Below are 25,571 nucleotides of genomic sequence, written 5' to 3' on the forward strand. Positions count from 1 at the left end.
CGCGGGCGCGTCAGGCGGGGAGGTGCGCCTCGATCGCGGCGACGACCTCCGCGGCGTCCGGCTCCGTCTGCGGGGAGAAGCGGGCGACGACCTTGCCCGAGCCGTCGATGACGAACTTCTCGAAGTTCCAGCGAATGTCCCCGGTGTGGCCCTCGGCGTCCGCCGTCGTCACCAGACGCTCGTACAGCGCGTGCCGCCCGTCGCCGTTGACGTCGACCTTCTCCGTCAGCGGGAAGGTCACGCCGTACGTCGCCGAGCAGAACTCGGCGATCTCCTCGGACGTGCCGGGCTCCTGGCCCATGAACTGGTTGCAGGGCACGCCGAGGACGGTGAAGCCGCGCGCGGCGTACGTCTCGTGGAGGCGCTCCAGGCCCGCGTACTGCGGGGTGAGGCCGCACTTGGAGGCGACGTTGACGATGAGGACGGCCTTGCCCAGGTACTGGGACAGGTTCGCCGGGCCGCCCTGGAGGGCGTCGATCTCTACTGCGTCGTAAACAGACATGAGGCGGAGCCTACGCGTCGGCGGCGCGGCCGGGCGCGGCGGCACCGGGCGTCCCGGGGGCGTCCGGGGGCGGGTCGCGGTGCAGCTTTCCGTACGCGACCAGCTCGACGGTCAGGGCCACGGCCAGCGCCTGCACGGCCATCAGGGCGATCAGGACGAAGAGCTGCACGGCGCCCGCCTGCACCGGCGACGCGCCGCCGAGCAGCATGCCGACGAACGCGCCGGGCAGCGTGACGAGGCCGACGGTGCGGGTCTGGTCGAGGCCCGGCAGGAGCGCGTCGGACGCGGCCGGGCGGATCACTTCGAGGCGGGCGTCGCGCGCGAGCAGGCCGATGGCGAGGCCCGCCTCGAACTCGCCGGTGCGGGTGCGCAGTTCGTCCAGGGCGCGGCGGCCCCCGAGGACCGTCGCCGTGAGCGCGCCGCCGATGAGGATGCCGGTCACGGGGATCATCGCGATGCCGCGGACGGGGACGAGGCCCGCGAGGGTGAGGGCGGCGACGACCGGCACGACGGGCGCCGCGATGGGCACGGCCGCCCACCACCAGGTGCCGTTCGGGGTGATGCGCCGCCCGGCCGTGCGGGTGGCCACGGCGAACATCAGGAGCAGGAAGCCGAACAGCGCCGCCGTGTGGTGGACCACCCAGCCGATGACGAGCGACACCGCGCCGAGTTGGACCGTCGCCCGCACCCCGGCCACGGCCATCTCCCGGGCCCGCCCCCGCGACCCGTCCGGCGAGAGCCGGAACACGGCGGCCACCGTCGCCGCGGCGAGCAGCAGCACGACCAGCACGACGGCGAGCGTGACATTGACGGGGAGCAGGGTCTGAGCAGCGATTTCACGCACGTCCTCACCCTAGGCGCGGGGGGCCTTAGGCTCCTCGTACCGGCGCGTTTCGGGCCTCTGGGGTCGCGGCGCCGGACGGAGTGACGCAGGCGAGAGAAGGGCGAGATTCATGGCGCAGCAAGTGCGGGGCGTGGTCGCACGCGCGAAGGGTGAGCCGGTACGGATCGAGACGGTCGTCGTGCCGGACCCGGGGCCGGGCGAAGCCGTGGTGAAGGTCCAGGCGTGCGGGGTCTGTCACACCGACCTGCACTACCGCGAAGGCGGCATCAACGACGAGTTCCCGTTCCTGCTCGGGCACGAGGCGGCGGGCGTCGTCGAGTCGGTGGGCGAGGGCGTCACCGAGGTCGCCCCCGGCGACTATGTGATCCTCAACTGGCGTGCCGTGTGCGGCCAGTGCCGCGCCTGCAAGCGCGGCCGCCCCCAGTACTGCTTCGCCACCCACAACGCGAAGCAGAAGATGACCCTGACCGACGGCACCGAGCTGGCGCCCGCGCTCGGCATCGGCGCGTTCGCCGAGAAGACGCTGGTCGCCGCCGGACAGTGCACGAAGGTGGACCCGGCCGCGTCCCCGGCCGCCGCGGGCCTGCTCGGCTGCGGCGTGATGGCCGGGCTCGGCGCCGCGATCAACACCGGCGAGGTGGGGCGCGGTGACTCGGTGGCCGTCATCGGCTGCGGCGGCGTCGGCAACGCCGCCGTCGTCGGCGCCCGGCTCGCCGGGGCCGCGAAGATCATCGCCGTGGACATCGACGACCGGAAGCTGGAGACCGCCCGCGGCCTCGGCGCCACCGACACCGTCAACTCCCGCACCAGCGACCCCATCGAGGCCGTCCGCGAGCTGACCGGCGGCTTCGGCGCCGACGTCGTCATCGAGGCGGTCGGCCGCCCCGAGACGTACGAGCAGGCCTTCTACGCCCGCGACCTCGCGGGCACGGTCGTCCTGGTCGGCGTGCCCACGCCGGAGATGCGGATCGACCTGCCGCTGCTCGACGTCTTCGGGCGCGGCGGCGCGCTCAAGTCCAGCTGGTACGGGGACTGCCTGCCCTCGCGCGACTTCCCGATGCTCATCGACCTGTACCGGCAGGGGCGGCTCGACCTGGACGCGTTCGTCACCGAGACGATCGCGCTCGACGAGGTCGAGAAGGCCTTCGAGCGGATGCACCACGGGGACGTCCTGCGCTCGGTGGTGGTCTTCTGATGGCGGCCTCCGAAGACTCCGCGGCGCCGGGCGGCGCGCGCGTCGACCACCTCGTCACGTCCGGCACGTTCTCGCTGGACGGCGGCACCTGGGAGGTCGACAACAACGTCTGGATCGTCGGCGACGACCACGAGGCCGTCGTCATCGACGCCGCGCACGACGCGGAGGCCATCGCGGCCGCCGTGGGGGAGCGGCGCCTGGTGGCGATCGTGTGCACGCACGCTCACGACGACCACGTCGACGCGGCGCCCGCGCTCGCCGACCGCACCGGCGCGCCGATCCTGCTGCACCCGGCCGACCAGGAGCTGTGGAGGCTCACCCACCCCGACCGGGCGCCGGACGCCGAGCTGACCGACGGCCAGGAGCTGACCGTCGCCGGGACGGTGCTTCGGGTCCTGCACACCCCGGGCCACTGCCGGGGCGCGGTCAGCCTGTACGCACCGGCGCTCGGCACGGTCTTCACCGGGGACACGCTCTTCGCGGGCGGTCCCGGCGCGACCGGCCGGTCCTTCAGCGACTTCCCGACGATCGTGGACTCCATCCGCGACCGGCTCCTGACGCTGCCGCCGGAGACGGTGGTGCGCACCGGGCACGGCGACAGCACGACGGTCGGTGCGGAGGCGCCGCACCTGGAGGAGTGGATCGCGCGCGGCCACTGACGCGCCCTTCGGTCCCGGCGGGCCGGACCGTCCGGTTCCGGCTCGCCCGCCACGGCGCACGGGCCGCCCCTGAGCACGGCTCGGGGGTGGCCCGTTTCTGTGCGCCGACCGGTACGTCCACGGCATCCCCGACGCGTTCACGGCACCCCGCACGCATGCTGGCAGCACGACTCGATCTCCGATAAGTTAGGCAAGGCTTACCTAATGGAGGTTGAGGATGGGTGTCCGACACGTCAGCACGACCATGCCCAGCGCGGCGGCGCGCGCCCGCTCCGTGCTCGCCACCGCCTGGTCCTGCGCGGTGACCACGGAGATCGGCAGAGACGACCTCGTCGGCGCCCACACCGTCAGCGAGCGGGGCACGGTGCTCCTGCACCCGCCGGAGGACAGCGCCCTCGCCGCCGCGCTGATCTGCGCCCCGCGCGGCGAACCGTCCACGCTCGTGGAGTTCGCGGACGTCGCGCCGGTGCCGGTCAGGGACCGGGTGCGCTCACGGCTCTGGCTCTCGGGGACCCTCACGGCGACCCGCGACCACCTCGTCTTCGAGCCCGCCTGCGCGGTGCTGCACGACGGATCCGGCCGCACCGGCATCGATCTGGAGGAGTTCGCGCTCGCCGACGCCGACCCGCTGGCGCACGCCGAGGCCCGGCTCCTCACACACCTGGCCGACTCCCACCCCGAGGCCGTCGAACAGCTCACCCGGCTCGTCGCCGCCGACAGCCTCGCCGGTGTCGTCGACGTCAAACCGCTCGCCATCGACCGCCACGGCCTGACCCTGCGCCTGGAACGCGTCAGCAGCCAGGCCGACGTACGGCTGCCCTTCCATGAACCGGTGGCGGACCTCGGCCAGGTCACCGAGCGCATGCACACCCTGCTCACCAAGGCCCGGCTGCTGCGCCGGCCCGTGCTGCGTCCGGCGCCGCCCGAGTCCTGAGGCCCGCCCCGGACCGGTCGGGCTGCGCCTCGCACGCGTGAGCGGCCCCCGGTGTCGGGCGCGCGCAACGCGCGGGGATGATGGGCCACATGAGTCCCGCCCCCGCAGAATGCGAACCCGTCGAGCCTGTTCAGGCCCTGATCATCATCGATACCCAGTCGGGCTTCGTCACCGGTGACGAAGCCGTGCCCGGCGCGCGCCACCTGCTGTCGCGCGTCGAGCAGCTCCTCGCCAAGGCGCGGGCCGCCGACGCGCTCGTCATCCAGTTGCAGAACGACGGCCCGGACGACGCCCTGGACGAACCGGGCACACCCACGTGGGAGTTGCACTTCCCCGTGGACACCGAGCGCGGTGAACTGCTGTTCCGCAAGACCGTCGACGACGGCTTCGAGGAGACCGAACTCGAGGACGTGCTGCGGGAGGAGGGCGTCACCTCGCTCACCGTCTGCGGCGTCATGTCGGAGATGTGCGTGAGCGCCACCGCGCGCACCGCCCTTGACCTGGACTTCCGCCTGGTCATCGCCCATGACGCGCACGGGACGTACGACATTCCGGCGGCGCCGGGCATCAGCGACGCCGTCCCGGCGGCGACGGTGTCGCGGGTCGCGGAGTGGGCGCTCGGCGACGAGGTGGAGATCGTGCCGAGCGTGGACGACGTGAGCTTCGTCGCGCCGTAGTCGACGCTGCGTGGTCGCTGGTCGCTGGTCGCTGGTCGCTGGTCGCTGGTCGCATGGGCGTCGGCCGTGCGGTTGTCGGCGGTGCGACTGTCGGCCGTGCGGCCGACGGGCTGCCTCGCCCGTGGTCCGGCGCCGGGCCTTGGCGCCGGACCACGGGAGTGCGCGGTCGTGGGAGTGGCGGCCGTCAGGCCGTCAGCCCTCGTTGCCCCCGCCCGGCTCCCCGGCCCGGGTCGCCGCCAGCACGCTCGCCACCTCGTAGAAGTAGCCGTTGACGGGGGTCGGCGTCCCCGTGCGGGCGCCCAGGCGGACCACCGAGCCGTTCCACGCGTCCAGTTCGGACGGGCGGCCGGAGCGGATGTCGCGGTGGAGCGACGAGGTGCCCTCGGCGGGCTGCTGGTCGACGAAGTCCAGGGTGCGCGGCACGATGTCGTCCGGGAGGCGGACGTCCACGGCCCGTGCGATCCGCTCGATCTCCGCCATCCCCTCGGCCAGGAGGCGCCGGGTGCCCGGGCGCGAGCGCAGCACCCCGAACGGGGCGTCCGTCACCGTGCCGAGGCCGCCGAAGGGCACCACGAACAGGAACTTGGCCCACAGCTCGGCCCAGATGTCGTCGGGCACGGTGACGCTCACGCCCGCCCCGGCGAGCGCCGCGCGCAGCCGTTCGACGCGAGGTGTGGCGCGGTTGTCCCACTCCGTGAAGGCCAGGGCGCCCGGTCCGCCTATGTGCCGCACCCGGCCGGGGCCGTCCAGCTGCGCCAGGATCTTCGCCGTGCCGGGAAGCACCGCGTCCCGGCCGACCTCCTGGGCCACCTGCTCCGGCGCCTCGACGCCGTTCTGCAGGGTCACCACCGCCGTGTCCGGGCCGACGAGGGGCTTCAACGCGGCGACAGCGGGCGGCAGTTGCCAGGTCTTGACGCACAGCAGGACGACGTCGACCTCGCCGATGTCGTGCGTGTCGTCGCTCGCGCGCGCCGGTGCGACGGTGAAGCCGCCCGCCGGGCTCTCGACGGTCAGGCCCTCGCGCCGCAGCGCCTCCAGGTGGGCGCCGCGCGCGACGAACGCGACGTCGTGCCCGGCCTCCGCGAGCCGCCCGCCGAAGTAGCCGCCCACGCCGCCGGTGCCGACCACCGCGACCTTCAGGGCCCCGCCCGCGTCCCGCACCGTCTCCGCCATGAAGAACCTCCCCGTGTGCCGACGCCGGGCCGCCGCGCGGTACCGGGCCGGGCCGCACGCTCGACGGCCCGGCCGTCACCCTAGCGAGTTACTGCCTGACGGGGTAACGCTGCTGGCGTGCGGCCAGACCGAGGCGCGTACCGCCCCCGTGCCGGCGGGCGGCGAACCGCCCGCCGCCGACCGGGAGTTCCGCTGGCGCGGCGGGTGGACGTCCCTGAACCTCACCGCGACCGTGGGCAGGCGCGGACCGGGCGCCGTCGAGCGGCAGCGGGACCCGGCGGACCTGTCCCGCTGGTTCCGCGAGGCAGGCATGACGGAGCATCACCTCGCCGTGTCCGATGAGGAGTTGGGGGAGGCGCGGGCGCTGCGTGAGGCCGTGCACCGGATCGCGGCGGCGGTACGCGCGGCCACCGCACCCGAAGCGGCGGACCTGGCCCTGCTCAACCACTGGACGGCCCGGCCGCTGCCCGGCACGGGCCTCACCCTCGACGGCGACGGCGTGCATCAACCTGTTCGGGGCCACTGACGAGCAGCCCGTGTCTGCGCCCAAGAACCTGACCACGTCCACGGCCGTGGTGTTCCTCGACTGCGAGGGCGACGACACCTCCTACGTCATGCAACCGGGCAGGATTCTGAGCGACAGGGCAAAGCTCCGCTCCGTCATCTTCAGCTGACTCCCACCCGCCCCGGTACGGCTCTCGCAACACCCGTACCGGGGCGGATTCGCACGGCCCGATCGCACTCCGGCGCCGTCCTCACCCCGTGACACACCCGGTGCACAGCACCTGGAAGCGGAGGCTGCTGCCGGGTCGGCGAAGTTCACGGCGAAGAGGGTGCCAGGGGACTGCGTTGCGCTCTTTCGGGCGGCTCACGTCGCTGATCCCGACGGACGTCGTCTATACGGACCGACGCCGTCCGCGTTGAAGAGCGATGCCAGCGTGGCCACCGCGTCACCGAGCCCCAGCGGGCGGACGGTCTCCGGAATGTGAGGGCACGCTGCCCAGCCGGGCCCTGCGAGCAGGACGGCCGGGTGTGCTCGGGCGCCTCTCACGCCCCATTCCGTTGCCTTGAGGTGCTCGGCGAGCGGGCGGCTCGCCGTGTTGAGCGACTGGGCCCACAGGACCACTGCGGTGGGGCCGAGGCGTCGGACCGCGTTGTCGAGAGCCTCGGCAGGGAGGGCCGCACCGAACATCCGGACCGGCAGGCCGCGTTCGCAGAGAGCGGCAGCCAGTGCTTCCATGGGGAGGGAGTGCCCTTCGCCCGGCGTGCAGGCCAGAAGAACCGGTGGTCCCACCGGACGCTCGGTCTGGTCCACGGCCGCGCGACGCAGCGCCGTCGACACATGCCAGGACAGCAGGTGCTCCACCTCGACGAACCGCTCGCCGGATGTCTGCCACTTGCGGCCCACCGCGTGCAGCGTGGGCATGATGACCGTCTCCCAGGCGGCCACCAGGCCCAGGTCGGCGATGCAACTGGACAGTCCTTCGTCGACGGCCTGTGAGTCAAGGCGCAGCGCCGCGCGGCTGAGCCCACGCTGACGCGACTGCGCGGGCGCGCCGGTGGGCCCGTCGAGCGAGCCGATGCTGTCGGTGCGAGTCGACGCGGGGCCAGGCGTGGAGGCACTGCCGGCTCCCGCCGAGCCGGCCAGTGCCGCCTTCGCCGCCTCGGATGGCGGCACTCCCTCACCGGTCAGTCGGCACATGCGATCCAGCACGGCGATGTCCTGCTGCGTCCATCTACGATGTCGCCCGCCTTCACGAGCGGCCGGGCCGATTCCATAGCGGCGGTCCCAGGAGCGCAGCGTCGTGGGAGCGACTCCGAAGCGGCGCGCCACAGAGCCGGTGGTGAGGCCCACCTGGCGGTCACCCTCCGGGCACGGAGGCTGTTTCTCCGTCATCGCTTCAGCATACGACGCATTACCGATGCGCGTTGCTCGGCCGTTCCCTCATGACGATCGTGGGAGAGCGGCAGGAGGCCGGGCGATCCGCGTCTCCTTCTGCGTCGGATCTGCGCTCTGCTGCCTCTCGGCGCAACGGAAAAGTCCGGAACGAAAGTGTCATGGACCGTCAGGAAGGTGAAGGTCGTGGGCGTAACCAGGACAGTCTCCGGTGGCGTGACTCCGACGTACGCTCCCGTCGAGGACGCTCGGGAGATCGAGGAGATCGTCGCCGGCTTCGTCCAGGGCGACGAGCGGAGCTTCGCGCTCCTGTACCGGCGCTACGGTTCCCTCGTGTACACGCTCGCAGTGCGCTCCCTGGGGGACGTCAGGGAGGCCGAGGACGTCACGCAGCAGGTCTTCCTCGCGGCGTGGCGCGGCAGAGGAGGCTACCGCCCGGAGCGCGGGACGATCTCCGCCTGGCTGGTCGGCGTCACACGCCGCAAGATCGCGGACTCCCTTTCGGCGCGGACGAGGCGCACCGAACTGTGCTCTGCCGTCGGGCTCGCCGACCGCGAGACGCGAGAGGCGACGAGCGGGCACACGGAAGCCGCGCTCGATCGAGTCCTCGTCGCCGAGGCGCTCGCTCGGCTGACGCCTGTCCAGCGGGAGATTCTCGGCCTCGCCTTCTACGGCGATCTGACCCAGGCGCAGATCGCCGAGAGGACCGGGCTTCCCCTCGGCACCGTGAAGAGCCACACCCGCCGCGGACTGCACAGTCTGCGGCGCTCCTTGGAGTCGGCCCGCTCGGAGTCGTAGGCACGATGATCTCTGCCTGGCGGCCTGGCGGGCCCCGCCAATGATGCATAAACGATGCGAGAGGCCCCAAGGGTCTCTCAGAGGCACCATCATAGGGGGAAGCTCGTTCCGAGGAGACCACATGAAACTCCACGATGAACTGCCGGTCGACCACCGTCTTGCCACCGTGTACCGAGTGGGCGCCGGGCTGTGCGGACTGGTTCTGCTCGTGTTCGGGTGCCTGGGGTTCGCGGACCAGCTCAGCTTCTTCGACACCAGCGGGGAACGGATCGCGGGCCTGTCGACCAACGGAGCCCTGAGTCTGATCTCCGTCGTCGTGGGCGTAGCCCTCATCGCCGCCGCGGTGGTCGGCGGCAACGTCGCCTCCACGGTGAACATCGCGGTGGGCGTGCTCTTCTTGGTGAGCGGCTTCGTACATCTCTTCATCCTCGACCGGGCGGCCAACATCCTCGACTTCAGGATGTCCAATGTGGTCTTCAGCTTCCTCATGGGCCTGTTGATCATGACGTTCGGCATGTACGGCCGGGTGAGTGGAGGCTTGCCGCACGACAATCCGTACTGGCGGCAGCGCCACCCGCGGGAGGCGCACCGGCACGACGAGGCGTCCCGCGTACCGGAACTCGTCCACACGTCGAGCGAGCTCCCGCCTGGCGACGGGGACGGGGCGCGGCGAGCGGCTGACGCGGATTGACCACCGCAGCGCTGCATCCGGCAACTCCACGCCCTCGGAAGTGGTTGTGAGATCCCGGCCCGACCGGGGTCCATCGCGAAGGGAATCCCCTGATGATCTCGCGCACCCACGGCCTCGTCGCTGGTACCGCCGGCGCCCTCACCCTGGCGCTGGCCGGCGCGGCTCCGGTCGCCGCTGCTCCGCAGGCCGACGACGGCAAGGCCATGGTCTCTGTCTTCCACGGGGTGCCCGGCCTCACCGTCGACGTCTACGCCAACGGTGACGAGCTGATCCCCGACTTCAAGCCCGGAACGCTCACCGACCCGCAGGAACTGCCGGCGGGCTCCTACGACATCAAGGTCTTCAAGGACGGCGAGGGCCCCGACGGCACCCCCGCCCTCCAAAAGAAGGTGGACGTGCCCGCGGGCGCGAACGCCACGGTGGTCGCGCATCTCTCGGCCGACGGCAAGCCGCAGCTCAGCGCCTTCGTCAACGACGTGTCGAAGGTGCCGGCCGGGAAGGCCCGGCTCGCTGTCCGCCATGTCGCGGCGGCGCCTGCTGTTGACGTGCGTGCCGGGGAGAAGCCCTTGTTCAAGGATCTGGAGAACCCCAAGGAGGCCAAGGGCGACGCGCCTGCGGGCACGGCGTCCGCCGATGTCGTCCTCGCCGGGACGGACAAGGTGGCGATCGGCCCGGCTGACCTCAACCTCAAGGAGGGCACCAGCAATGTGGTGTACGCCTGGGGCAGCGCGAAGGACAAGAACCTGGGGTTGAAGGTGCAGTCGTTCGAGGGGATGCACTCTGCACCCGGCGGAGTCGACGCCGGGCAGTCGGGCGCAGCCGCCCCCGACTCCTCGCAGGCAGCGCTCGTGTGGATCGCAGGCACCGGCGTTGTCGCCTTCGGCGGAGCGTTCGCGGTGCGCCGCGTCGCTCGTCAGCGTGGCTGACCCTACCGGTGCGAGGTGGGGCCGGATGCTGCGCTCCCGCTGGTTCGTGGTGGGCGCTGCCCTGTCGGCGGTGCTCGCAACCGGCTTGTTCTTCGTCCTGACGCCGTCCGATGACCAACTGCCGGACGAGTTCGGGAAGCGCACCGGTGCCGAAGGTTCTCCCGCACTCCGAGAGCGGGCACCGGCGGACGTACGTCCTTCCGACGCCACGGACACCGGATCGGCACCAGCGGCCGGTGAGCCGGCGCGGCCACTCGATGGCGGTGGCCGCACCGGCGCCACGGACACAGCGAAGGACGCGCGAGCCGAACCGACGCGCGTGCGCATGCCCCGCCTCGAGGTCAGCACGCGGCTGCGGGCCGTCGGCGTCGACTCCGACGGCCGGGCGGAGATCCCCTCCGATCCCGCGACGGCGGGCTGGTACCGCTACGGGCCGGCTCCGGGCGATCCGAGCGGTTCCGCCGTCCTGGTGGGCCATGTCGACTCCCGCACCGGGGACTTGGGTGCCTTCGCGGCGTTGTACGACGTCCGCGCGGGGGACGACGTGATCGTGGAGCGCGGTGCCGCCGCCCCCCTCCGATACCGCGTGTCCGCCCGGCAGATCGTCCCGAAGAAGGAACTGCCGGACGAGGTCTTCCGCCGAGACGGCAGGCCGGTGCTCACGCTGATCACCTGCGCGGCTCCGTTCGACAGAGCGCGCGGGGGTTACCAGAAGAACCTCGTCGTCACCGCGGAACCGACAAGCAGAGACTGAACGATGCGGGACGTGGAAGGTGATCGACGCCGCTACGCTGCTGCCGTGTCTGCACCCGGTTCGGCCGAAGAACAGCCAGGGGACCGCTTCGCCACGAGTCCGCGCACACCGCGCAGCGCGGACCCCGACCTGGCGAAGCGGTTCCTGCACGGCGACCAGGGTGCCCTCGCCGAGGCCTATCGTCGCTGGGGCGGCGCCATACACGCCCTCGCGCTGCGCTTCCTGCCGGAGCGGACCGCCGAAGCATCGACATCTCGGGTGTTCGTCGACGCCTGGCGCAACCGTGCTTCCTCCGACCCCGTCCGCAGACTGGGCCTCCTGCTGCTCGACGGAATGCGCCGTGAGATCGTCCGTCAGCGCCCCGAACTGGGACACGACGAAGCCTTGGCAGCCGCCGTCGATCAGGCGGTCCTCAGGGAGCTGCTGAGTGAACTTCCCCCGCTGCGCGCCGCGGTCCTGGAACTCACTCTTCATGGGTCGCTGACGGCGACGCAGACGGCGGAGCGGCTCGGGGTCCCCACGCACATGGTCAGGCTTGAGCTGGGCGAAGCGCTGGCGTCCTTGAAGCCGCGAGGAGGTGGCAAGCGATGAGGCATCTTGACCACGCGGAGCTGGCTGAAATCGCTCTGGGCGAGATGGACGACGGTCAGTCGCCTCTCTCGCGACACCTCGGCGAGTGCGTCACATGCCGGACCGAGCTGGAAGAGCTGCACAGGGTCGTCGTCGCGGCACGTTCCATGTCGGCCGACGACGTCCTCGCGCCTCCGCCCGAGCGGGTGTGGGAGGCGATCTCAGCCGAGCTGGGCCTCGATTCGGCTCCCGGTGACCTGAGTGACGAGGAGGCAGACGCGACGGCGTCCGCAGTCCGTACGGACCCGGCGGTCGACGCGCGGGCGCGGCGACCGCGCCTCGCCGAGGTCCCCCCCGCTGGCCTTCCCCGCGCGGAGGGAAGCGAGCCGGCCAGTTCGCGGCCCACTCGGCGTAGGAGATTCGCGATACTGCTCGCGGCGGCGTGCCTCGTGGCCGGAGCGGCCCTGGGCAGCGCCACGACGTGGTGGCAACTGCGCGGCGACGACGCGGCAGCCGCGCCCACGGGTAGGGGGTCCTCGCTGAAGCCCTTGGCCGCTGGTGACGCGCAAGGTGTGGCCCGTCTGGACAACTCGGATGGCGGCTCCCGACAGCAACTGCGGATAGACGTGGAGGGCCTGCCCGGGACGGACGGCTACTTCGAGGTGTGGCTGATGGACCCGACCCACAAGAAGCTCATCGCCATCGGGGTGCTCGGCCCCCGGGGCTCCGCCACCCTGCCCCTGCCGAAGGGCGTGAACCTGGCCGACTACCCCCTCGTCGACGTATCGGACCAGGAGTACAACGGCGACCCGGCGCACTCAGGAAACAGCGTGGTACGCGGCCTCCTGAAGCGCTGACCTCGCTCGGCCGACGCGGGAGCAATGGGGGTACGCCCAGCGGGTGCGCTCGTGGATGACGTGGGCGAATCTGAAACAGATGACTGATCCACAGCTGCCACACCCGGTACAGACACCGCCGGCCGAGGGTGCGACAGCCGACGCTCACGAAGAACGCGCGGACGGCGGCATCTGGGACACCCTGGCCTCTGGGTGTCGGTGATCGCCGTCGTCACCATCTCGATGACGACGCGCTCCGGGTTCGGCCGCGGCGGCTTGTAGCGCTCGGCGTCGGCGACGGAGCCTGGGTCAGCCCTGACGACCGCTGAGCCCTCAAGGGTGCACCAGCGGCGTCCGTCGACCTGGGACACGGTCACCCTCGCGTCAGGTCCGGCGGCCAGGATATTGCGTACCTTCTTGCTGCTTGCGCTGCTGATGACCCGCGCGATGCGCGAGACGGAGTCATATGTCACGCCCACGGGCACCAGGTGGGGGGTGCCATCAGGGCGAGGGGCAGGAAGTAGTTCCTGGCGACGGCCCTGGCCGCCTCTTCGTATGCGAGGTGCACGACGCGCCGGTCGCTGACTGCCCGGACCCGGCGGATGTGTCCCGCCTTCTCCAGCCGGTCGATGCAGGCCGTCACGGCGCCGGATGTCAGGTCCAGCTGCTTGCGCAACCGGCCAGGCGTCATCGGGCCCGCGTCTGTGTCGGCGTCGGCGTCGAGGATCGCGATCAGCGCCTGGACATCGGTGACATGCAGGCCCTGCGTCTGCGTCTGTGCGAACTCATGGGCAGCACGGTTGAACTCGCTGTTCATCCCGCGAAGGAGAACGGCGAAGGACTGCAACCCTGTGGCGCTGTCCGGGGGAAGTGAGACCTGAGGGCCCTTGGTGCCGTCCTTGCCGGCCGTCGTCGTCTGGACGGCTCGGGGCGACGGGGATCAGGTCAGCAGGGCCCAGCAGGCGCAGGCCACGCGTGCCGTCGCCGAACTCGCTGGGAAGGCCGGGGTCGTGGGTCGCCCCTCGCCGGCCCTGATGTCCGACGACAAGCAGGCGCTGCAGGCTGTCGTCCAGCTGAAACCCGATCTCGGCGAGGAGCTGCCCGATGCCCTCGACGCCGTGCGCTCCGCCGCGGACGGCGTTCCGGGGGCGAAGGCGCGAGTCGCCGGGCCCGCCGCGATCCAGGCGGACCTGTCGGACGCGTTCGCCGGTATCGACGGCCTGTTGCTCGGGGTCGCACTCGCAGCCGTGTTGCTGATCCTGCTGTTCGTTTACCGGAGTGTCCTGCTGCCGTTCCTGATCATCATCGGGGCCGTCTTCGCACTCGGCCTTGCGTGCGCCATCGTCTACGCGCTCGCGGACCGCGACATGGTCCGAGTGGACGGCCGGGTGCAGGGCATCCTGTCCATCCTCGTCATCGGTGCCGCCACGGACTACGCGCTGTTGCTCGCCGCGAGTGCCGCCACGGTGGCCCTCGGGCTCCTGGCCCTGCTCGCCAGGGACCTGACCGACAACCGCGCCCTCGGGCCCGTGGGTGCCATCGGCATCGTCTGCGCGGTGCTCTCCACCCTCACCTTCCTGCCCGCCGTGCTCGCCCTGCTCGGGCGGACCGCGTACTGGCCCTCGCGGCCGAAGGAGTCCGACGCGTCCGTGGAGGGGCACGCGGTGTGGCGCAGGGTCGCCGCGGCGGTGGACCGTCGCCCGCGACGGATGTGGGTGGCGACCGCGTTGGGGCTCGCCGCACTGGCGGCCTTCGCCCCCTCGTTGTCGGCCAAGGGCGTTCCACTCGATGAGATCTTCGTGAACGACGCTCCGTCAGTGGCTGCCCAGCGGACACTCGGCGAGCACTTCCCGGGCGGTTCGGGCAACCCCGCGGTCATCATCGCCGACTCCGGCCGCACGGCTGAGGTGACCGAGGCCGCGAAGGGCACCGAGGGAGTGGCTTCGGCAGGACCTGTCCCGGCCTCGGGCCGGCCGGGGCCGGTGAGCCGCTGGTCGTCGAAGGCCGGGTCCGGATCGACGCCACCCTGCGGGACGCCGCGGACAGTGACGCCGCCAAGCAGGCCGTGGAGCGACTGCGCGCGAACGTGCCGCGGTCCCCGGCGCCGATGCTCTCGTCGGCGGTTACACAGCCCAGCAGTACGACACGCAAAAGACCACCGAGCGCGACCGCTCGCTCATCGTGCCCGTCGTCCTCGCCATCATCCTGCTCATTCTTGTCCTGCTGCTGCGCTCGTTGCTCGTGCCCGTGCTGCTCGTCGCGACCGTCGGGCTCAACTTCCCCGCCACGCTCGGAGTTTGCGCCCTCGTCTTCGAGCATCTGCTCGGCTTCAGCGGCACGGACGCCTCGGTACCGCTGTACGGATTCGCGACCTTTGCCGCGCTGATGGTGATCCCGCTCGCCTTCCTGGTCCAGATCGCCTTCATCGTCGCCTTCGGCGTCCTGCTCGACACCCTCGTGGTCCGCTCGATCCTGGTGCCCGCGCTAGTGATCGACATCGGCCCCCGTGCCTGGTGGCCCAGTTCCCTGGCCCGCCGGAACGGCGGATCCGGCGGCGGATCCGGCGGCGGGGCCCTCTCCGACACCGAAGCGGCTGCTTCCTCCCAAGCGGTACCGCATGACGGCGGCGAGCCCGAGGAAGGCCGGCTGAAAAGGACCAGCTGATGCCAGACGTGTCGTGCATCCATCCACACGCCGTTGGCGGAAGTGTGGCCGAGGGCTGAATGTTCCGGTTCGCCCTTCCGGAGGAGATGCTCATGCACGAATCAGCCACCATCCGTGCTCGTGCTGCCGTTCACCGGTGGGAGCGCCTCGCGGACGACCTTGACGCCCCGGTGGCCGAGCTGCACGGAGCCGAGCTGGCACGGCGGGCGCTGGGCCTGGAGACGGTCACGGCGCTCCTCGTCGTGTCCTTGAGCCGCCGGGGAAGCCGCTCGTTCGCGGCCGTGTGCCAGTGGCCACGCCTTCACCCGCTGAACGAGCGGACGGTCGCCGTTCGCCACCATCCGCTGATCATGGTTGAGTCCACGCGCCAGCTCGCGATGGCGTTGCAGCATCGACAACTTCCCGAGAGCGGTACGCCACCACTGCAGGCCGTCTCGATCCGCCTCGGCCTGAATGCCGCCGCGCTGCCGACCGAGCGTGGAAGCGTCACCGACGTGGCCGCACGGCTGACCGTCGCAGACCTCGCGGCAGGCCATGACGGGCTTGCCGCCTGTCGCGTCACCGCGGAGTTCACCCATGGGGGAACGCCTCTCGGGTGGTGCTCCATGCGCTTCGCCCGGGCCACCCCGCAGCCCCCGGCTGCAGAGGCCGACCACCGAGCCGGTCTGCTGCATCCCTCGGCCGGGGCCGTGGGCGCCGCCGCTGACGCCGATGTCCTGATCGCGCGAGCGCCACAGGCGCGGCTGGTCATCCTGCCGCGTGACCCCGGCCATCCGATCCTCCTCGCGGGCCGTCCCGCCCTGCTGCCCGCGCCGGCGGTCCTTGAGGCGGGACGGCAGGCCGTGATGCTGACGTCCGGGAGGACCGCGGCGGCCGTGGTCGGGCTGAGCGTGGAGGTACGGACACCGGTGCCGTGGCGCGGCGCCGGTGTCGAAGTGACGACGGAGCCGCGCGGAGCTCGCTTCGTCGTGACTGTCGGCCGTCAAGTCTCCGCCACGGGCACGGTCGCCCTGCTGCGCCCGTGAGCGTACGTCGGCGAGCACGGAAGGAAACGATGATGGAAACAGTCCGGCAGCTTGCCCAGAGGCCCCTGAACTGTCTGGTCACAGGGGCGTCCGGGTACGTCGGCGGGCGGCTGGTACCCGAGCTGCTGGAGGCCGGCCACCGCGTGCGATGCCTCGCCCGCGCACCGGGCAAGCTCCGCGATCACCCATGGGCCGCGGACGCGGATGTGGTGCGGGGCGATGTTACGGACGCGGAGTCCGTGGCGGCGGCGATGAGCGGTATCGACGTCGCGTACTACCTGGTGCACGCGCTCGGATCCGGCGCCGGTTTCGAGGAGACCGACCGTCGCGCGGCGCGTGTCTTCGCCGAGCAAGCACAGGCCGCGGGCGTGCGGCGGATCATCTATCTGGGCGGGCTCACACCCCGGGGCGTACCCGAGAACGAACTGTCCCCGCACCTGCGCTCCCGCGCCGAGGTCGGACGGATCTTCCTGGACGGTCCGGTGCCTGCCACGGTGCTGCGGGCCGCCGTGGTGATCGGCTCCGGGTCGGCCTCGTTCGAGATGCTGCGCTATCTGACCGAGCGGCTGCCGGTGATGGTGACTCCCAGCTGGGTGCACACCCGCACCCAGCCCATCGGTATCCGCGATGTCCTGCGCTACCTCGTCGGCTCCGCCACGATGCCGCAGAACGTGGACCGGGCCTTCGACGTCGGCGGTCCGGATGTGCTCACCTACCGTCAGATGATGCGCAGGTACGCGGCGGTGGCCCGGCTGCGCAAGCGGCTCATTGTGCCCGTGCCGATGCTCACTCCGAGGCTGTCCAGCCACTGGGTCGGGCTCGTCACCCCGGTGCCCGCCGCGCTCGCCCGTCCGCTGACGGAGTCACTTCGTCACGAGGTCGTCTGCCAGGAACACGACATCGCGCGGTACGTGCCCGACCTTCCCGGGCGTCCGCTGCCCTTCGACGAGGCGCTCGCCCTGGCGCTGCGCCGGGTGCGGGAGGCTCAGGTCACGACCCGCTGGTCCTCCGCTTCGGTGCCCGGCGCGCCCAGCGACCCGCTGCCCACCGACCCGGACTGGGCGGGGGGCAGCCTCTATGAGGACGATCGGCAGCGGTCGGTCGACGTGCCCCCGGACGTGCTGTGGAAGGTGATCGAGGGGATCGGCGGCGACAACGGCTGGTACTCGATGCCGCTCGCGTGGGCGGTCCGGGGCTGGCTCGACCGGTTCGTCGGAGGTGTCGGCCTGCGGCGCGGCCGCAGGGACGCCGAGCGGCTGCGGGTTGGAGACTCCCTGGATTTCTGGCGCGTCGAGGAGATCGAGCCGGGCCGTCTGCTTCGGCTCCGGGCGGAGATGCGGCTGCCCGGACTCGCGTGGCTCGAGATGTACGCCGATTCGGACGACACAGGTCATACCCGCTACCGCCAGCGCGCCCTGTTCCACCCGCGTGGTCTGCTCGGTCACGCGTACTGGTGGGCCGTGTTTCCCTTCCACGCCGTCGTGTTCGGCGGCATGGCCCGCAACATCACGCAGGCCGCCGCCAAAGGCATGGGTGCACACCGGAACACATCCCGCTCCGGTCCCGGCGGGCCCGTGCGCACCGGGCGGACGGAGCACCGGTGACCCGATCCACCCCACACCACACCACCCCAGGGAGTCTGTCCATGAGCGTCGCGGTCGTCCTGTTCACCTCGGACCTGCGTCTGCACGACCATCCTCCGCTGCGGGCCGCGATCGCGGCCGCCGACGAAGTGGTGCCGCTCTTCGTCCGTGACCCGGCCGTGCACGCGGCCGGCTTCGACGCACCCAATCGACGTGCCTTTCTGGCCGACTGCCTCACCGACCTCGACCGCGGGTTGCGTGAGCGCGGTGGGCGTCTTGTCGTGCGCGGCGGACCTGTGGCCGAGGTGGTGTCACGGGTCGTCACCGAGTGCGGGGCGACTGATGTTCACATGGCCGCCGGTGTCACCGCACATGCTCACCGGCGCGAGCAGCGCTTGCGAGACGCCCTCGCCACCGGCGGGGCCGCCTTGCACCTGCACGACTCCGTGATCACGGCCGTGGCACCCGGAGCCGTGACGCCCGCGGGGAAGGACCACTACGCGGTGTTCACGCCCTACCTGCACCGCTGGTCGCAGGAGCTGCTGCGAGAGGTCCGCCCGGCACCGCGCGTCGTGCGCGTCCCCGACGCGGTGCGCGGTGAACGGCTTCCCGCCCGAGACGGAATGTCCGGTCTCTCGCCGGGCCTGCCCGACGGCGGAGAGACGGCCGGGCGCGCACGCCTCTTCCGCTGGACGCGGTCCGCTCTCGCCGGATACGAAGAGGGCCACGACGACCTGGCGGGCGACACGACGTCGCGGCTCTCTCCCTATCTGCACTTCGGCGCCCTGTCACCGGTTGAGGTCGTCCACCGGGCCCGCGCCCGGGGTGGGGCGGGCGCGGAGGCGTTCGTGCGGCAGGTGTGCTGGCGTGACTTCCACCATCAGGTCCTCGCCGCCCGTCCTGACGCCTCCGTCCAGGACTACCGCGGCCATCAGGACCGCTGGCGGACCGAGGCGAGCGCCGCCGACGACATCGCCGCCTGGCGGGAAGGACGTACCGGCTATCCGGTCGTCGACGCCGCCATGCGACAACTGGCCCACGAGGGCTGGATGCACAACCGGGGGCGCCTGCTCGCGGCGAGCTTCCTCACCAAGACGCTCTACGTGGACTGGCGGATCGGCGCCCGGCACTTCCTGCACCTGCTCGTCGACGGCGACATCGCCAACAACCAGCTCAACTGGCAGTGGGTCGCGGGAACCGGCACCGACACCCGCCCCCACCGCGTCCTCAACCCCGTCCGCCAGGGCCTGCGCTTCGACCCGACCGGCGCCTACGTACGCCGCTGGGTACCGGAGCTGAAAAACGTGGACGAACAGTTGGTGCACGAGCCCTGGAGGCTGCCCCGGGCCGCGCGTACCGCGCTCGACTACCCCGACCCGCTGTTGGATCTGGCCGACGGCCTCGCCCGTTTCAAGCGCGCCCGGGACCGGGACTGAAGGAGGACCCGCGTGCACTGGCTCTTCGGCGATCAGCTCGGGCCCCACTTCCTCACCTCAGGAGACGGGTGCCCCGGCCGCGACACCCCGCTACTCATGATCGAGGCGAAGTCGGTTTTCCGGCGGCGGACATTCCACCGCGCCAAGGCCCATCTGGTGCTCTCCGCGATGCGGCACCGGGCCGCGGAACTCGGCGACCGGCTCACCTACGTCCGGGCCGACACCTATCGCGACGGGCTTCAGAAGGCCGCGGGGGGCTCCCCGGTGACGGTTCATCACCCGACCTCCCACGCTGCCCTGCGCCTGGTGCGGTCCGAGCCGCACGTCACGGTGGGCCCGGCGCGCGGATTCCTGCTGCCCATGGATGAGTTCACGACCTGGGCGGATGGTCACGACGGCAAGAGGCTACGGCAGGAGGACTTCTACCGCTGGATGCGCCGACGGCACGACCTGTTGATGGAGGCCGGTGCTCCGGTGGGCGGCCGGTGGAACCACGACCACGACAACCGTGAGCCACCGCCCCGCGGAGCGACCGGCCTGCACATCGCCGCTCCCTACCGGCCGCGAGAGGACGACATCGACGAAGAGGTCCGCCACGACCTCGACCGCTGGGAGAGGGACGGCGAGGTCTCTTTCGTCGGCCGCGACGGGCCACGTCTCTTCCCCGCGACCCGCGCCGAGGCACTCACGGCGCTCCGCCGTTTCATCGACCGCCGGCTTGCCACCTTCGGCCCGTACGAGGACGCCATCCTCGCGGCCGACCCCGTCATGAGTCACAGCCTGTTGTCCGCCCCGCTCAACCTGGGGCTGCTCGATCCCGCCGAGTGCGTCGAACGGGCCGAGGCGGCCTGGCGGGCGGGCGAGGCGCCACTGAACAGCGTGGAGGGCTTCGTCCGGCAGATCGCGGGCTGGAGAGAGTACGTCTGGCAGCTGTACTGGTACTTCGGCGACGACTACCGGCACTCCAACGCTCTGCGGCACACCACACCCCTGCCCGCCTGGTGGAGCGAACTGGACGCGGAGGCGGTCGGCGCGCACTGCCTGCGCACAGCGCTGGCCCAGGTGCGGGACACCGGGTGGACGCATCACATTCCCCGGCTGATGGTGCTCGGCGGCTACGCGCTCCAGCGGGGCTGGGAACCCGCCGCGGTCACCGACTGGTTTCACCGCTGTTTCGTGGACGGACACGACTGGGTCATGGTTCCCAACGTCGTGGGCATGTCCCAGTACGCGGACGGCGGGCGGATGACCACCAAGCCGTACACATCGGGTGGCGCCTACCTGAACCGTATGAGTGACCTGTGCGGACCGTGCCGCTACCGGCCGGGGGAGCGCACCGGTGACCGCGCCTGCCCCTACACCGCGGGCTACTGGACGTTCGTCGACCGCCACCGCGAACGCCTCGCGCACAATCACCGCACGGTACAGCCGGTGCGACAGCTCGACCGGCTCGTCGATCTCGCCGAGGTCCGCCGACAAGAGCGTGAACGAGGTGACGCGCCGCCATGAGACCTGGACCGATCGACCGTTGGTGTGAGCGGGGACGGAGGTGACCGCGTACCGGGAAGGAATCAGCGCATCCGCCCGCGGGGCTGCCGCGGAAGTACTGGTGCACAGGTCACCGAACGCGATGAAGGGCTGGGAATGCTAGGACTGCGGCCGGACGCGGCCCCACACGCCGGGCTCATAGCTCCCCCTCGCACGGCCCACCAGGTCACCGAAGCCGTGGAGAGGGTGCTCGGCGACGTTCTCGACGCCGGACTGCGCCGCGCCCACGACACCGACCCGGTGTATGCCCGGGACGTCGTGGCTCGCGTGAACGCGTTCGTCCGGCGTGGTGGGAAGCGGCTGCGTACGGCGTTCGCCTGGTGCGGCTGGCGCGCCGCGGGCGGCTCGGCCGACGCCACAGACGTGCTCGGAGTCGGGGCCGCTCTGGAGCTCCTGCAGGCGTGCGCCCTCATCCATGACGACGTGATGGACGGATCCTCCCTGCGCCGGGGCGGTCCGGCGATGCACGTCGACTTCGCGCGCCAGCACCGGGCGGACAACATGAACGGCGTGCCGGAGTCGTTCGCCGACTCCGCGGCGGTTCTCGCCGGAGACCTCGCGCTGGCCTGGGCCGACGACCTGCTGACCGAGACGGCTCTGGGCTCCCCGCACGGCGTGCGGCTGCACCGCGAGTGGCGGGCGATGCGCGGGGAGATGGTCGCCGGCCAGTACCGCGACCTGCACGCCCAGGCGACCGGCGCCTCCGGCCTCGACGAAGCCGTGACCATCGCCACGCTCAAGAGCGCCCTCTACACGGTCGAGCGCCCGCTGGCGCTCGGCGCGTCCCTGGCCGGCGCCGACGCGAGCACTCTGGACGCGTTGCGCTCCGCGGGCCGGTGTGCGGGGTTGGCCTTCCAGCTCAGGGACGACCTCCTCGGGGCCTTCGGTGACCCGCTGCTGACGGGGAAACCGGCCGACGACGACCTGCGCACACGGAAGCTCACCTACCTGATCGCCGTCGCGCTCACCCTCGCCGACGCCTCCGGAGACGACGACGCCGCGGCCGTGCTCGCACCGGGTACGAACCCTCGCTCCGACGCCACAGTGGAGCGCATGCGCCTCGCGCTCGAACGCACGAAGGCGCGCGCCGTGGTCGAGGCGAAGATCGAGGAACTCGCGGCCAAAAGTCTGAAGTACTTCGGCGAGAGCGGGGCGAGCCCCGAGGCGCGATGCGAGTTCGCCGCCCTGGTCGAGCGTGCCGCGGGCCCTGCGCCGCACCAGCGTGGGGAGGCACGGTGAAGGCCGTACCGGGCCCCACCGACCACGTTGTCGTGGTCGGTGCCGGGCTCTCCGGTCTCGCCTGCGCGCTCCATCTGCTCGGCGCCGGACGCCGGGTGACGGTCGTCGAACGGGACTCCGTGCCCGGCGGACGGGCCGGACGAGTAGACCTCGACGGCTACCAGGTGGACACCGGCCCAACGGTCATGACCATGCCGGACCTGGCCGACGAGGCGTTCGCCGCCGTCGGCGAGAGCCTGCACTCCCGGGTGGAGCTGGTGGCGCTCCACCCGGCCTACCGTGCGAGCTTCGCCGACGGCAGTTCCCTGGACGTGCACACCGACGGCGAGGCGATGGAGGCCGAGGTCAGACGCTTTGCCGGTCCCGACCAGGCCCTGGGCTACCGCAGGCTGAGAGAGTGGCTGGAGCGGCTCTACCGCGCGCAAATGCGGCGCTTCATCGACACCAACTTCGACTCACCGTTCCAACTGCTGCATCCGGATCTGGCGCGGCTCGCGGCGCTCGGCGGTTTCGGGCGCCTCGACCGGCGCGTCGGGCGCTTCGTTTCCGACCCCCGGCTGCGCCGCGTCTTCACCTTCCAGGCCCTCTACGCCGGAGTCGCGCCCGCGCAGGCACTCGCGGCCTATGCCGTGATCTCCTACATGGACACCGTGGCCGGAGTCTGGTTCCCCAAGGGGGGCATGCACGCGCTGCCCCGTGCCATGGCCGACGCGGCCGACGAGGCGGGCGCCGACTTCCGGTGGTCCACCGAGGTGAACGCGCTGGAGCGATCGGCGGGCCGGGTACGTGCTGTACGCCTGACCAGCGGGGAGCGGATTCCCTGCGACGCGGTGGTCCTGTCCTGCGAACTTTCCTCCGCATACCGCCTTCTGGGACGGACTCCCCGGCGCCCGGTGAGCCTGCGCCATTCCCCGTCCGCGGTGATCCTCCATGCCGGGACCGACCGCACCTGGCCCGCTCTCGCCCACCACACGCTCTCCTTCGGCGCGGCCTGGGAACAGACCTTCGACGAGCTGACCCGCACCGGAAGCCTGATGAGCGACCCCTCCCTGCTCATCACCCGGCCCACGACACACGACCCCACCCTCGCGCCGCCGGGACGGCACCTGCACTACGTGCTCGCGCCCTGTCCGAACACCGTCACCGGGCCCTCGGAGGCGGCCTGGCGCGACCTCGGGCCCCAATATCGCGACAGCCTGTCCGCCGTCCTCGAGCGCCGGGGCCTGGACGGGTTCGGGGCCGCTGTTCAGAAGGAACTCCTTGTCACCCCGCTGGACTGGGCTGCGCAGGGGCACGCGGCGGGCAGCCCCTTCTCGGTCTCCCACACGTTCGCCCAGACCGGCCCCTTCCGGCCCCGCAATCTGGTCAGCGGCCTCGACAACGTCGTGCTGGCCGGCTGCGGGACCACTCCCGGGGTCGGCGTGCCGACCGTACTCATCAGCGGCAAGCTCGCCGCAGCGCGCGTCACCGGCGACGGCTGCCGGAGGAGACCAGGTAGGCCGCCGGTGGTCGGCGCCGCCGCGCCCGTCACCCCCGCGAGAGGCACCGATGACCCGTCGTGAACTGGACGCCGCAGGGATCGGCGACCCCTCGTTGCGCGCCGCGTACACCCACTGCCGGAACCTCAACGCACGGCACGGCCGGACCTACTTCCTCGCCACCCGGCTGCTGCCTGTCGAGCGCCGCTCGGCGGTGCACGCGCTGTACGGCTTCGCCCGCTGGGCGGACGACATCGTCGACGACAGCGACCGGCGCCTGACACCCTCCGAGCGCGACCGGCTCCTCGAACGCCTGGAGGACGACCTGGCGCACGGTCTGCGCACGGGCGGAGGGGATGTGGCCGTGGTCCGCGCCGTCGCCGACACGGCCGCCCGGTACGCCATCGACCACACGCTGTTCGCCGACTTCCTCGCCTCCATGCGCAGCGATCTGACCGTCACGGACTACCCCTCCTACGCCGACCTGCGCGCGTACATGCATGGTTCGGCCGCAGTGATCGGCCTGCAGATGCTGCCGGTCCTGGGGACGACCGGGCCGCGCGAGGAAGCGGCGCCGCACGCGGAGGCGCTCGGGGTGGCGTTCCAGCTGACCAACTTCCTGCGGGACGTGGGCGAGGACCTGGACCGGGGCCGCGTCTATCTGCCTGCGGACCTGCTCGCCGCCCATGGCGTCGACCGCACCCTGCTCGAGTGGAGCCGCCGCACCGGACGCAACGACCCGCGGGTCCGTGCGGCGCTGGTCGCGGCCGAGGCGCTCACCAGGGACGTGTACAAGGACGCCGAGCCGGGAATCGCGATGCTCGACCCGCGGGTGCGCCCCTGCATCCGGACGGCCTTCACCCTGTACGGCGGCATCCTCGACGCGATCGCCGATCAGGACTACACCGTGCTGCACCGCCGAGCCGTGGTGTCCCGCAGACGCAGGGCGGCGACAGCCGCCAGGGGAGCTCTGCGCATCGTCGCGGCGCGGTGCCGCGCGCGCCTGGCGGACGCCCGGCCTGCGATCGCACCGGGCGGCGGGCCATGTCAGCGGCACGGAACTTCAGTGGAAGGACAGAGCAGTGACTGACGGTCGGCGCAGGGCCCGCTGGGCACCACCGTTGCGCCGTCGCAACGGGCCGGGGTGGGCGGCACAGAAGCCCACTTGGCAGGCCGCGCGCCCCGCTCTGATCGCCGAAGCGCTCAAGCGGGCATCGGCGCGCCCCTCCGGGAACTGGTTCGTGGTCGGCGCCTCGCGGGATGTCCGAGCGGGTGCGGGTCCGCGCGGCCGGACGGTGGGCGGCGTCGAGATCGTGCTGTGGCGCTCGGACGACGGTGCACCGCACGCCGGCCCGGGTGCCTGCCCCCACCTGGGCGCTCCGCTGCGGGACAGCCGGGTGGTCTGCGGCACGCTGGTCTGCCACTGGCACGGACTGGCTCTGAACGGCGCTCCGTTCGCGGGCTGGGAGCCTTTCCCCGTCCACGACGACGGAGTGCTGTTGTGGGTGCGGCTCGACGAGGTCGGTGGCGAGGAACCGACGGAGCGCCCGTCGATACCGTCTCGCCCGGCACCGGGTTCGGCTCTGGACGCCGTGTTCACCGCGGTGGGTGCGTGCGAGCCGCAGGACGTCGTCGCCAACCGCCTCGACCCGTGGCACGGTTCGTGGTTCCACCCGTACTCGTTCGTGGACCTGACCGTCGTGCGCTCGCCGACCGGCGACGATGACGACGCTTTCGTCGTCGACGTCTCGTTCCGGGTGACGGGACGTCTGGTGGTGCCGGTGAGGGCGGAGTTCACCGCGCCCGATCCGCGAACCGTCCTGATGCGCATCACTGAGGGAGAGGGCGCCTCCTCGGTTGTGGAGACCCATGCCACACCGCTCACCGCCGAGGGAGCCGGGCGGCCGAGGACCGTGGTGGTCGAGGCGGTCGTCGCCGCGTCGGACCGCAGGGGGTTCGCTGTGGCACGGGCCGCCGCCCCCGCCCTCCGGCCACTGATGCGCCGCACGGCGGGCCGCCTGTGGCGCGACGACCTCGCTTACGCCGAGCGGCGCTGGACCCTGCGCAGCACCGGTCGCTTCCCTGGGTGACCCGTCTCGTCGGGGCCGGGCGCTGGTACCTCCCCACCGGCCCCGAAGAGGC

At 71.9% G+C, this 25,571-nt stretch carries 24 protein-coding genes and 3 pseudogenes; 21 read left to right on the forward strand and 6 right to left on the reverse strand.

What is annotated here, in order from left to right:
• Window positions 1-10 precede the first annotated feature (10 nt).
• Window positions 11-502 carry a glutathione peroxidase gene (locus AB6L24_RS16740; protein ID WP_405656091.1) on the reverse strand — a complete coding sequence of 164 codons (492 nt, stop codon included), beginning with the start codon at window positions 500-502 and terminating at the stop codon, window positions 11-13.
• 10 nt (window positions 503-512) lie between these two features.
• A complete protein-coding gene (locus AB6L24_RS16745) occupies window positions 513-1,346 on the reverse strand; it encodes an ABC transporter permease (protein WP_405656092.1) in 834 nt (277 codons plus the stop codon).
• 109 nt (window positions 1,347-1,455) lie between these two features.
• On the opposite strand from AB6L24_RS16745, the gene AB6L24_RS16750 reads away from it, so the two are divergent.
• From AB6L24_RS16750 to AB6L24_RS16765, 4 genes are all read left to right on the forward strand, one after another.
• Window positions 1,456-2,541, forward strand: coding sequence for an S-(hydroxymethyl)mycothiol dehydrogenase (locus AB6L24_RS16750; RefSeq protein WP_405656094.1), 1,086 nt, complete (start codon window positions 1,456-1,458; stop codon window positions 2,539-2,541).
• Complete coding sequence (locus AB6L24_RS16755; RefSeq protein WP_405656096.1) at window positions 2,541-3,200, forward strand: MBL fold metallo-hydrolase; 660 nt, start codon at window positions 2,541-2,543, stop codon at window positions 3,198-3,200. Before AB6L24_RS16750 ends, AB6L24_RS16755 begins: the two co-directional genes overlap by 1 nt.
• A gap of 217 nt (window positions 3,201-3,417) precedes the next feature.
• Window positions 3,418-4,134: a DUF2470 domain-containing protein gene (locus AB6L24_RS16760; protein ID WP_405656097.1), complete on the forward strand. Its 717-nt coding sequence runs from the start codon at window positions 3,418-3,420 to the stop codon at window positions 4,132-4,134.
• A gap of 89 nt (window positions 4,135-4,223) precedes the next feature.
• On the forward strand, window positions 4,224-4,811 hold the full coding sequence (locus AB6L24_RS16765; RefSeq protein WP_405656099.1) for an isochorismatase family protein: 588 nt from the start codon (window positions 4,224-4,226) through the stop codon (window positions 4,809-4,811).
• A gap of 192 nt (window positions 4,812-5,003) precedes the next feature.
• On the opposite strand, the gene AB6L24_RS16770 is transcribed toward AB6L24_RS16765, so the two are convergent.
• A complete protein-coding gene (locus AB6L24_RS16770; protein ID WP_405656100.1) occupies window positions 5,004-5,984 on the reverse strand; it encodes a 2-dehydropantoate 2-reductase in 981 nt (326 codons plus the stop codon).
• Between AB6L24_RS16770 and AB6L24_RS16775 the strand changes: the two genes are divergently transcribed.
• Both AB6L24_RS16775 and AB6L24_RS16780 read left to right on the forward strand, forming a co-directional pair.
• Window positions 5,983-6,510, forward strand: coding sequence for an ABATE domain-containing protein (locus tag AB6L24_RS16775; RefSeq protein ID WP_405656101.1), 528 nt, complete (start codon window positions 5,983-5,985; stop codon window positions 6,508-6,510). The two genes, AB6L24_RS16770 and AB6L24_RS16775, sit on opposite strands and share 2 nt — an antisense overlap.
• 10 nt (window positions 6,511-6,520) lie before the next feature.
• On the forward strand, window positions 6,521-6,658 hold the full coding sequence (locus AB6L24_RS16780; RefSeq protein ID WP_405656102.1) for a hypothetical protein: 138 nt from the start codon (window positions 6,521-6,523) through the stop codon (window positions 6,656-6,658).
• 194 nt (window positions 6,659-6,852) lie between these two features.
• Here the strand turns inward: AB6L24_RS16780 and AB6L24_RS16785 are convergent, their stop codons facing one another.
• Window positions 6,853-7,881, reverse strand: a complete 1,029-nt coding sequence (locus tag AB6L24_RS16785; RefSeq protein WP_405656104.1) for a MerR family transcriptional regulator — start codon at window positions 7,879-7,881, stop codon at window positions 6,853-6,855.
• Between the two features lie 216 nt (window positions 7,882-8,097).
• On the opposite strand from AB6L24_RS16785, the gene AB6L24_RS16790 reads away from it, so the two are divergent.
• From AB6L24_RS16790 to AB6L24_RS16815, 6 genes are all read left to right on the forward strand, one after another.
• A complete protein-coding gene (locus tag AB6L24_RS16790; protein WP_405656106.1) occupies window positions 8,098-8,679 on the forward strand; it encodes a sigma-70 family RNA polymerase sigma factor in 582 nt (193 codons plus the stop codon).
• Between the two features lie 121 nt (window positions 8,680-8,800).
• A complete protein-coding gene (locus AB6L24_RS16795; RefSeq protein ID WP_405656107.1) occupies window positions 8,801-9,370 on the forward strand; it encodes a DUF4383 domain-containing protein in 570 nt (189 codons plus the stop codon).
• Between the two features lie 92 nt (window positions 9,371-9,462).
• On the forward strand, window positions 9,463-10,296 hold the full coding sequence (locus AB6L24_RS16800) for a DUF4397 domain-containing protein (RefSeq protein ID WP_405656109.1): 834 nt from the start codon (window positions 9,463-9,465) through the stop codon (window positions 10,294-10,296).
• 325 nt (window positions 10,297-10,621) lie between these two features.
• A complete protein-coding gene (locus AB6L24_RS16805) occupies window positions 10,622-11,050 on the forward strand; it encodes a class F sortase (RefSeq protein WP_405656110.1) in 429 nt (142 codons plus the stop codon).
• Window positions 11,051-11,095: 45 nt separating this feature from the next.
• Window positions 11,096-11,641: an RNA polymerase sigma factor gene (locus tag AB6L24_RS16810; protein WP_405656111.1), complete on the forward strand. Its 546-nt coding sequence runs from the start codon at window positions 11,096-11,098 to the stop codon at window positions 11,639-11,641.
• Window positions 11,638-12,477, forward strand: coding sequence for an anti-sigma factor (locus AB6L24_RS16815; RefSeq protein ID WP_405656112.1), 840 nt, complete (start codon window positions 11,638-11,640; stop codon window positions 12,475-12,477). Before AB6L24_RS16810 ends, AB6L24_RS16815 begins: the two co-directional genes overlap by 4 nt.
• Window positions 12,478-12,659: 182 nt before the next feature.
• Here AB6L24_RS16815 and AB6L24_RS16820 read toward each other — a convergent pair.
• Window positions 12,660-13,013: pseudogene (locus tag AB6L24_RS16820) on the reverse strand (pyridoxamine 5'-phosphate oxidase family protein); the annotation flags it as partial.
• Window positions 12,962-13,273, reverse strand: a pseudogene (locus tag AB6L24_RS16825) (MarR family transcriptional regulator); the annotation flags it as partial. The pseudogenes AB6L24_RS16825 and AB6L24_RS16820, both read right to left, overlap by 52 nt.
• A gap of 79 nt (window positions 13,274-13,352) precedes the next feature.
• Between AB6L24_RS16825 and AB6L24_RS16830 the strand changes: the two are divergent.
• The 9 genes and pseudogenes from AB6L24_RS16830 to AB6L24_RS16870 all read left to right on the forward strand — a co-directional run.
• Window positions 13,353-15,120 (forward strand): annotated as a pseudogene (locus tag AB6L24_RS16830) (MMPL family transporter); the annotation flags it as partial.
• A gap of 86 nt (window positions 15,121-15,206) precedes the next feature.
• The gene (locus AB6L24_RS16835; RefSeq protein ID WP_405656113.1) at window positions 15,207-16,145 is read left to right on the forward strand and encodes an AfsA-related hotdog domain-containing protein; all 939 of its coding nucleotides are present in this window, start codon (window positions 15,207-15,209) and stop codon (window positions 16,143-16,145) included.
• A gap of 32 nt (window positions 16,146-16,177) precedes the next feature.
• The gene (locus tag AB6L24_RS16840) at window positions 16,178-17,749 is read left to right on the forward strand and encodes an SDR family oxidoreductase (RefSeq protein ID WP_405657196.1); all 1,572 of its coding nucleotides are present in this window, start codon (window positions 16,178-16,180) and stop codon (window positions 17,747-17,749) included.
• Window positions 17,750-17,790: 41 nt separating this feature from the next.
• Complete coding sequence (locus AB6L24_RS16845) at window positions 17,791-19,164, forward strand: cryptochrome/photolyase family protein (protein ID WP_405656114.1); 1,374 nt, start codon at window positions 17,791-17,793, stop codon at window positions 19,162-19,164.
• A gap of 12 nt (window positions 19,165-19,176) precedes the next feature.
• A complete protein-coding gene (locus tag AB6L24_RS16850; protein WP_405656115.1) occupies window positions 19,177-20,673 on the forward strand; it encodes a cryptochrome/photolyase family protein in 1,497 nt (498 codons plus the stop codon).
• A 135-nt stretch (window positions 20,674-20,808) separates the two neighbouring features.
• A complete protein-coding gene (locus tag AB6L24_RS16855; RefSeq protein WP_405656116.1) occupies window positions 20,809-21,951 on the forward strand; it encodes a polyprenyl synthetase family protein in 1,143 nt (380 codons plus the stop codon).
• Window positions 21,948-23,513 (forward strand): phytoene desaturase, encoded by a 1,566-nt coding sequence (locus tag AB6L24_RS16860; protein WP_405656117.1) that lies wholly within the window; start codon window positions 21,948-21,950, stop codon window positions 23,511-23,513. Before AB6L24_RS16855 ends, AB6L24_RS16860 begins: the two co-directional genes overlap by 4 nt.
• Window positions 23,500-24,519: a phytoene/squalene synthase family protein gene (locus AB6L24_RS16865; RefSeq protein WP_405656119.1), complete on the forward strand. Its 1,020-nt coding sequence runs from the start codon at window positions 23,500-23,502 to the stop codon at window positions 24,517-24,519. The genes AB6L24_RS16860 and AB6L24_RS16865 overlap by 14 nt, the downstream gene beginning before the upstream one ends.
• Window positions 24,512-25,519, forward strand: a complete 1,008-nt coding sequence (locus tag AB6L24_RS16870; RefSeq protein ID WP_405656120.1) for a DUF5914 domain-containing protein — start codon at window positions 24,512-24,514, stop codon at window positions 25,517-25,519. The genes AB6L24_RS16865 and AB6L24_RS16870 overlap by 8 nt, the downstream gene beginning before the upstream one ends.
• Window positions 25,520-25,571: the final 52 nt, after the last annotated feature.

The organism is Streptomyces sp. RK9 (genome assembly GCF_045070545.1).
GTDB lineage: Bacteria > Actinomycetota > Actinomycetes > Streptomycetales > Streptomycetaceae > Streptomyces > Streptomyces alboflavus.

Coding starts and splice junctions, on each gene's coding strand:
- AB6L24_RS16845 (WP_405656114.1), top strand. CDS start 17,791: ATGAGCGTCGCGGTCGTCCTGTTCACCTCGGACCTGCGTCTGCACGAC.
- AB6L24_RS16795 (WP_405656107.1), top strand. CDS start 8,801: ATGAAACTCCACGATGAACTGCCGGTCGACCACCGTCTTGCCACCGTG.
- AB6L24_RS16785 (WP_405656104.1), bottom strand. CDS start 7,881: ATGACGGAGAAACAGCCTCCGTGCCCGGAGGGTGACCGCCAGGTGGGC.
- AB6L24_RS16740 (WP_405656091.1), bottom strand. CDS start 502: ATGTCTGTTTACGACGCAGTAGAGATCGACGCCCTCCAGGGCGGCCCG.
- AB6L24_RS16775 (WP_405656101.1), top strand. CDS start 5,983: ATGAAGAACCTCCCCGTGTGCCGACGCCGGGCCGCCGCGCGGTACCGG.
- AB6L24_RS16840 (WP_405657196.1), top strand. CDS start 16,178: ATGGAAACAGTCCGGCAGCTTGCCCAGAGGCCCCTGAACTGTCTGGTC.
- AB6L24_RS16760 (WP_405656097.1), top strand. CDS start 3,418: ATGGGTGTCCGACACGTCAGCACGACCATGCCCAGCGCGGCGGCGCGC.
- AB6L24_RS16750 (WP_405656094.1), top strand. CDS start 1,456: ATGGCGCAGCAAGTGCGGGGCGTGGTCGCACGCGCGAAGGGTGAGCCG.
- AB6L24_RS16865 (WP_405656119.1), top strand. CDS start 23,500: ATGACCCGTCGTGAACTGGACGCCGCAGGGATCGGCGACCCCTCGTTG.
- AB6L24_RS16805 (WP_405656110.1), top strand. CDS start 10,622: ATGCCCCGCCTCGAGGTCAGCACGCGGCTGCGGGCCGTCGGCGTCGAC.
- AB6L24_RS16815 (WP_405656112.1), top strand. CDS start 11,638: ATGAGGCATCTTGACCACGCGGAGCTGGCTGAAATCGCTCTGGGCGAG.
- AB6L24_RS16765 (WP_405656099.1), top strand. CDS start 4,224: ATGAGTCCCGCCCCCGCAGAATGCGAACCCGTCGAGCCTGTTCAGGCC.
- AB6L24_RS16770 (WP_405656100.1), bottom strand. CDS start 5,984: ATGGCGGAGACGGTGCGGGACGCGGGCGGGGCCCTGAAGGTCGCGGTG.
- AB6L24_RS16835 (WP_405656113.1), top strand. CDS start 15,207: ATGCTCATGCACGAATCAGCCACCATCCGTGCTCGTGCTGCCGTTCAC.
- AB6L24_RS16855 (WP_405656116.1), top strand. CDS start 20,809: ATGCTAGGACTGCGGCCGGACGCGGCCCCACACGCCGGGCTCATAGCT.
- AB6L24_RS16755 (WP_405656096.1), top strand. CDS start 2,541: ATGGCGGCCTCCGAAGACTCCGCGGCGCCGGGCGGCGCGCGCGTCGAC.
- AB6L24_RS16800 (WP_405656109.1), top strand. CDS start 9,463: ATGATCTCGCGCACCCACGGCCTCGTCGCTGGTACCGCCGGCGCCCTC.